Genomic DNA, 6,952 nt, shown 5'->3' with positions numbered 1-6,952 from the left:
GGCTTTCGTGCGGAGATGCGCCAGGCGACCAGTCCGTGCTGATCAATCCGCGCTCAGTTGCTGCTCCAGGTCGTGCAGGACCTTGTAGCAGTTGAAGACCTGCTGCACGCTGGAGTTGGGTTCGCGGCCTTCGCGGATGGCGGCGAAGAATTCGCGGTCCTGCAGCTCAATGCCGTTCATGGACACGTCGACCTGGGACACGTCGATCTTCTCGTCCTTGCCGGTGTACAGATCGTCGTAGCGGGCCAGATAGGTGCCGGTGTCGCCGATGTAGCGGAAGAAGGTGCCCAGAGGGCCGTCATTGTTGAACGACAGGCTCAGCGTGCAGATCGCGCCGTTGGCGGCCTTGAGCTGGATGCTCATGTCCATGGCGATGCCCAGATCCTTGTGGATCGGGCCTTGCACGGCGTTGGCCTTGACGATGGGGCTACCGGCCTGGTAGGCGAACAGGTCCACTGTGTGGGCAGCATGGTGCCACAGCAGATGGTCGGTCCAGCTGCGGGCCTGGCCCAGCGCATTCATATTGGTGCGGCGGAAGAAGTAGGTTTGCACATCCATCTGCTGGATGTTGAACTCGCCGGCCTCGATCTTCTTGTGCACCCACTGGTGGCTGGGATTGAAGCGGCGGGTATGGCCCACCATGGCCACCAGACCGGTCTGCTTTTGCAGCTCAGCCACTTCCTGGGCGTCCTTCAGGGCATCGGCCAGAGGAATCTCCACCTGTACGTGCTTGCCGGCCTTCATACAGGCGATAGCCTGCTCGGCGTGCATCTGCGTGGGCGTGCACAGGATCACGGCATCGACTTCGGGCAGCGCCAGGCTTTCGGCCAGATCGGTTGCCACATGTGCGATACCGTACTTGTCGGCCACTTCCTTGGTCTGGTCAAAGCGACGACCGACCAGGGAGACGACTTCCACGCCGTCGATGTTCTTGATGCCGTCCAGGTGCTTGATGCCGAAGGCACCTGCGCCAGCCAGCGCTACTTTGATGGTCTTGCTCATGATTGGGATCTCCGTAGAGCCGCCTCAGGGAGGCGAAGCCCCCCACAGGGGGCAGTGAATACGCGAAGCAGCGAACGTGGTGAGACGTTTACTGATTCTCGAGGATCAGATGGCCCACTGCGGTGTTCGATGCGGGCACATGGTAGAAGCGGTGCGCCACCTTGGGCAGCGGTGCGGGGCCGTCCACATCGGACATGGCGCCGCGTGCAATCAGCCACATCACCAGCTCGATGCCTTCCGAGCCGGCTTCGCGCACATAGTCGATATGCGGCATCTGCGCCAGTCCGTGCGGGTTCTCGACCAGCAGGTCCAGGAACTGGTTGTCCCATTCCTTGTTGATCAGACCAGCACGCGCACCCTGCAACTGATGGCTCATGCCGCCCGTGCCCCAGATATGCACGTTGATGTCCTGGTCGTAGCTCTCCACGGCCTTGCGGATGGCGCGACCCAGGTTGAAGCAGCGCTGGCCGGTGGGCACAGGATACTGCACCACGTTCACGGCGAAGGGGATCACCGGGCAAGGCCAGGAGCCGGTCTTGGGGTCCTGCTCGCCGCACATCAGCGACAGCGGCACCGTGAGGCCGTGGTCCACGTCCATCTTGTTGACGATGGTCAGGTCGAAGTCCTGCTGAATCACGGATTGGGCAATGTGGCTGGCCAGATCGGGATGGCCGACCACCTTGGGCACGGGGCGCGGGCCCCAGCCTTCGTCGGCGGGCTGGAATTCCGCAGCCGTGCCGATGGCGAAGGTGGGAATGCAGTCCAGGCTGAAGGCCGTGGCGTGGTCGTTGTAGACCAGGAAGATCACGTCGGGCTTGTTGTCCTTCATCCACTGGCGGGAGAAGTCATAACCCTTGAACAGGGGCGCCCAGTAGGCTTCCTGGGTCTTGCCCATGTCCATGGCGGCGCCGATGGCAGGCACGTGCGAGGTGAAAACGGATGCGGTGATGCGTGCCATGTCTTAGTTGCCTTCCTTGTTCTGGTTGCCTGCGCTGCCCTGGGGCTGATGGTGTGCCTGCGCATCGCCGTCCTCACCCACATAGCGATTGCCTTCGGCAGAGCGGCCGCCGCCCATCATCATGGCGCGATACTCTTCTTCGGTCATGCCGGTCATGGAGCCGGCCATCTGCTGGAAGCTCTTGCCGTCGGTGGCGCCGATCTTGGCCAGGAAGTAGATATTGCCGCCGGTGCGCATGCACCAGTTCAGATCGCGCGCCAGCACGGCCTGCTTCTGCTCCTCGGTCATCGCCCACTCGTCGAGATATGCACGCTCGTTGGCGCGGAAGCGATCGCGGTTCTCGGCCTTCATCAGGCTCATGCAGAACTGGTTGAGCCAGTAGCCCCTGCGGGACTGCTCGGCATCGAAAATGATGGTGCCGGGCACGTCCAGATACGGTTTTTCCAAAGCCATAAATTCTCCTTGTTTACGGATGGCGCAGCCCATGCGACAAGGCTGCGGCCTGTTTCCGGGTGTATGTGTCGCCGGAACTCCGTCAGACCTCTTCGGGCCAGTACAGACGCATGGGGTTGTCCACCAGCAGCTTTTGCTGCAGCTGCGCGGTAGGAGCGATATGGGGAATGAAGTCCACCAGCAGGCCGTCGTCGGGCATGTGGTCCTTCAGGTTGGGGTGCGGCCAGTCCGTGCCCCAGAGCACGCGATCGGGGAATTCCTCGACCACGCGGCGCGCGAAAGGCACCACGTCCTGGTAGGCGTTCTGCTCACCATGAAGGGCCTTGGGGCCGGTGACGGACAGACGCTCGGGGCAGGACACCTTGCTCCACACGTTCTGGTGCTCGCGCATGAACTTCAGGAACAGGGCGAACTCTTCGCTGTCCACGCCCTTGGTGACGTCGGGGCGGCCCATGTGGTCGACCACCACGGTGGTGGGCAGCGCGGTGAAGAAGTCCCACAGCTCGGGCAGGTCCACTGCTTCGAAATAGATCACCACATGCCAGCCCAGCTTGGCGATACGGCCCGCGATCTCCATCAGCTCGTCCTTGGGCGTGAAGTCCACCAGACGCTTGACGAAGTTGAAGCGCACGCCGCGCACGCCGGCGTCGTGCAGCTCCTGCAGCTCGGCATCGCTGATGGAGCGCTTGACCGTGGCCACGCCACGGGCCTTGCCGCCCGAGGACTTACAGGCATCGACCATGGCGCGGTTGTCCGCACCGTGGCAGGTGGCCTGCACCACCACATTGCGTGCAAAACCCAGATGGTCGCGCAGCGCATACAGCTGGGCCTTGCTGGCATCGCAGGGGGTGTACTTGCGCTCGGGGGCGAAGGGGAACTCGTTGCCGGGGCCGAACACGTGGCAGTGCGCATCCACAGCGCCGGCAGGCAGCTTGAACTGGGGCTTGCTGGGGTTGGCGTACCAGTCCAGCCAGCCGGGGGTCTTTTCAAATTGGCTCATTTGTCTTTTCCTCGATAGTCTGTGAGTGGGCCATAGCCGCCAATACTGGCGCCGCACAACTCAGAGATGCCAAGCAAGAGCCGCCTCGCAGCGAGGGCATCGTCCCCCTCCGCAAAGCGAGAGAGGGGGAAGGCGCGGGGCCGCCTAGGCGAAGCGACTCAGGGGGTGTTAGTCAATATATTTCAGGCCGGCCTTTTCCAGGGGCTCGCGCATCTTGTACATATCCAGGCCCAGGACGCCCGAGGCCAGCTTGGCGCGCTTTTCGCCCTCGAAGCTTTCGCGCTTCTGGGCAGCAGCCAGCACTTCCACGGCACGCGCGGCGGGCACGCAGACCACGCCGTCGTCGTCGGCCACGATCACGTCACCGGGCGTGACCAGCATGCCGGCGCAGACGATGGGGATGTTGACCGAGCCCAGGGTGGCCTTGATCGTGCCCTTGGAAGAGATGGCCTTGCTCCAGACCGGGAAGTCCATCTCCTGCAGCGTCTTCACGTCGCGCACGCCGGCATCGATGATCAGCGCGCGTGCGCCGCGCGCCTGGAAGCTGGTGGCCAGCAGGTCGCCGAAGTAGCCGTCGGTGCACTCGGCGGTGACGGCAGCGACCACGATGTCGCCGGGCTGAATCTGCTCGGCCGCCACATGCATCATCCAATTGTCGCCGGGCTGCAGCAGCACGGTGACTGCCGTGCCCGAGACCTGCTTGCCGGCATAGATGGGGCGCATATAGGGCTTGAGCAGACCGACGCGGCCCATGGCCTCGTGCACGGTGGCGGAGCCCAGGGCGGCCAGGCCGTCAGCAGCAGCGCGGTCGGCGCGCTGGATATTGCGATAGACAACTCCCAGTTCGTACATGGAAATACCTCTTTGCTTTGACGTTATTGAATCAAAAAAGTGAGCTGCTATCGCTTGTAAATCATCAGACTTGAATGGTTTTCGTATTGAAAACGTTTCATACCGTGCGATGGCAGCTCTCTTTTTTGTGAAGTTACAGACCCTTGGCCTTCAGCGCCTTGTCCAGGCGCGTGAACACGCGGCGGGCATTGCCTTCGTAGACGGCGTGCTTTTCATCAGCCGTCAGGTTCTGCGTGGCTTCGATGTAGCGCTTGGTGTCGTCGTAGTAGTGACCGGTCTGCGGATCGATGCCGCGCACGGCGCCGATCATTTCGCTGGCGAACAGAATGTTCTTGGTCGGAATCACTTCCGTCAGCAGGTTGATGCCGGGCTGGTGATAGACGCAGGTGTCGAAGTAGATGTTGTTGAGCAGATGCTCTTCCAGCAGCGGCTTCTTCATCTCCTGCGCCAGACCGCGGAAACGGCCCCAGTGGTAAGGCACGGCACCGCCGCCATGGGGAATCAGGAACTTCAGGGTCGGGAAGTCCTTGAACAGATCCGAAGTCAGGCACTGCATGAAGGCCGTGGTGTCGGCATTCAGATAGTGGCTGCCCGTGGTGTGGAAGCAGCTGTTGCAGCTGGTGGAGACGTGGATCATCGCAGGGATGTCGTACTCCACCATCTTTTCGTAGATGGGATACCAGCTCTTGTCGGACAGCGGGGGCGAAGTCCAGTGGCCACCCGAGGGATCGGGGTTCAGGTTCAGGCCCACGTTGCCGTACTGCTCAACGCACTTGACCAGCTCTGGGATGCAGGTTGCAGGGTCCACGCCGGGCGACTGGGGCAGCATGGCGGCGGGAATGAAGTGGTCGGGGAACAGCTCGCTGACGCGGAAGCAAAGCTCGTTGCAGATGGCGGCCCAGGTGCTGGAGGTCTGGAAGTCACCGATGTGGTGCGCCATGAACGAGGCACGGGGGCTGAAGATGGTCAGATCGGAACCACGCTCCTTCATCAGGCGCAGCTGGTTGGTTTCGATGGTCTCGCGGATTTCATCGTCGCTGATCTTTAGATCGGCCACCGACGGGGTCTTGCTCGGGTCCTTGAGGCCGGCGATCTGCAGATCGCGCCATGCGCCCAGGGCCGCTGGCGCCGTGGTGTAGTGACCGTGTACGTCAATGATCATCTTCAAGCTCCGTTCAAAATAATTCGTCTATCAAAAAGTTCAGTGCGCGCCGCCCAGGCCCAGCATGGAGGTGCGCGGTGCGCCGCCGGCATAGCGGTTCTTGACCAGCAGCGCCAGCGCAGCGATGACGCCAGGAATGGCAACCACCATGAAGACCTGCGGCAGCTCCAGGTGACGGCGCGACAGCTCGGCCACCAGGAAGGAGCCTGCAATGCCGCCAAAGCGGCCAATGCCCAGCATCCAGGACACACCGCTGGCGCGGCATTCCGTGGGGTAGTACTCGGCAGCCAGCGCCTGCATGGACGACTGTGCCGCATTCATCAGCAAACCGGCAATGAAGACCGAAGCCACCAGCATGCCCACGCCGCCGCCGAGCACCTGGCCGATGAAGGCCACGCCCAGGCTGGTCAGGAAGTATCCCGTCGCGATGATCAGATTGGCATTCCAGCGGTCCATCAGCAGACCGACGAAGATCGCGCCCACGCCGCCGAGCTGGAACAGCGCGGCAATCACGGCAGCCTGGCTGGCGGGCACGCCCGCTTCCTTGAACAGCACAGGCATCCAGTTGACCAGGCCGTAGACGATCACCAGGCCCATGAAATATGTCACCCACAGGGCCAGCGTGCCGACCAGATATTTCTGCGAGAACACCAGACGCAGGCCCTGGGGGCCTTGCTGTGCCTGGGCGGCAGCCTCGCCGCCGTCGTTCAGAACGAAGCGCGCGGCATTGCGCGTGCCTGCGGCGATACGCACCATCACCTTGCGTACACGGTCGGCCGAGTAGTTCTTGAGCACCATGAAACGCACCGACTCGGGCAGCATCACGATCATCAGCACGGCCAGGATCAGGGGCACCACGCCGCCCACGATCAGCAGGCTGCGCCAGCCGAAATGCGGAATCATCCAGGCTGCGATAAAGCCACCGAAGGCCGAGCCAATGGGGAAGCCGCAGAACATGCAGTTGGTAATGAAGGAACGCTTGCTGTCAGGGCAGTATTCGTTCATCAGCGTGATGGCGTTGGGCATGGCGGCGCCAAGACCCAGGCCGGTGATGAAGCGCCAGATGGTCAGGCCTTGCAGGTCATGCACCAGGCCGGAAGCAATCGATGCACCGCCCATCACCACCGCGGCGATGATCAGCACGGTCTTGCGACCCACGCGGTCTGCCAGCGGACCCGCGCCCAGCGCGCCGAACGCCAGGCCGAACAGGGCAGCGCTCAGCACCGGACCCAGATGGGATTTGTCGATGCCCCATTCGCCAAGCAGCGAAGGCGCGATGAAGCCGATGGCGGCGGTATCAAAACCGTCGAGCAGAACAATCAAGAAGCAGAGGAAGAAAATCCCCCACTGAAAGCCCGAAAACGGGCTCTCGTTGAGCACGGTCTGCACGTTGACGACCGTCGGGTCGGTGTTCTGTTTGCTAGTTTGCGAAGTCATAGTTGGAATCTCAGTTGCCTCTCTTTGTCGCCTCTATCTCCTGTCTCGCGGCTGGCGCCAAAGCCTCGAAGGCATCTGGTACGTCCGT

The 6,952-nt window shown here is 62.4% G+C and carries 7 protein-coding genes; all 7 read right to left on the bottom strand.

The window, feature by feature from the left end; genetic code table 11:
- Positions 1-42 precede the first annotated feature (42 nt).
- Entirely contained in the window at positions 43-1,002 is a 960-nt protein-coding gene (locus tag ACLBXN_RS13990) for a Gfo/Idh/MocA family oxidoreductase (protein ID WP_447612512.1), read from the bottom strand.
- An 88-nt stretch (positions 1,003-1,090) separates the two neighbouring features.
- Positions 1,091-1,960, bottom strand: a complete 870-nt coding sequence (locus ACLBXN_RS13985) for a class III extradiol dioxygenase subunit beta (protein WP_003054198.1) — start codon at positions 1,958-1,960, stop codon at positions 1,091-1,093.
- Positions 1,961-1,963: 3 nt separating this feature from the next.
- Entirely contained in the window at positions 1,964-2,413 is a 450-nt protein-coding gene (ligA, locus tag ACLBXN_RS13980) for a protocatechuate 4,5-dioxygenase subunit alpha (RefSeq protein ID WP_211456601.1), read from the bottom strand.
- An 82-nt stretch (positions 2,414-2,495) separates the two neighbouring features.
- Positions 2,496-3,413 (bottom strand): amidohydrolase family protein, encoded by a 918-nt coding sequence (locus ACLBXN_RS13975; protein ID WP_003067557.1) that lies wholly within the window; start codon positions 3,411-3,413, stop codon positions 2,496-2,498.
- 168 nt (positions 3,414-3,581) lie between these two features.
- Entirely contained in the window at positions 3,582-4,265 is a 684-nt protein-coding gene (ligK, locus tag ACLBXN_RS13970; RefSeq protein ID WP_003067555.1) for a 4-carboxy-4-hydroxy-2-oxoadipate aldolase/oxaloacetate decarboxylase, read from the bottom strand.
- Positions 4,266-4,398: 133 nt separating this feature from the next.
- The gene (locus tag ACLBXN_RS13965; RefSeq protein ID WP_003054189.1) at positions 4,399-5,427 is read right to left on the bottom strand and encodes an amidohydrolase family protein; all 1,029 of its coding nucleotides are present in this window, start codon (positions 5,425-5,427) and stop codon (positions 4,399-4,401) included.
- 39 nt (positions 5,428-5,466) lie between these two features.
- Positions 5,467-6,864: an MFS transporter gene (locus ACLBXN_RS13960; RefSeq protein ID WP_447612511.1), complete on the bottom strand. Its 1,398-nt coding sequence runs from the start codon at positions 6,862-6,864 to the stop codon at positions 5,467-5,469.
- Positions 6,865-6,952 lie beyond the last annotated feature (88 nt).

Source organism: Comamonas sp. C24C (assembly GCF_053345995.1).
This window is presented reverse-complemented; position numbering and strand designations above follow the sequence as displayed.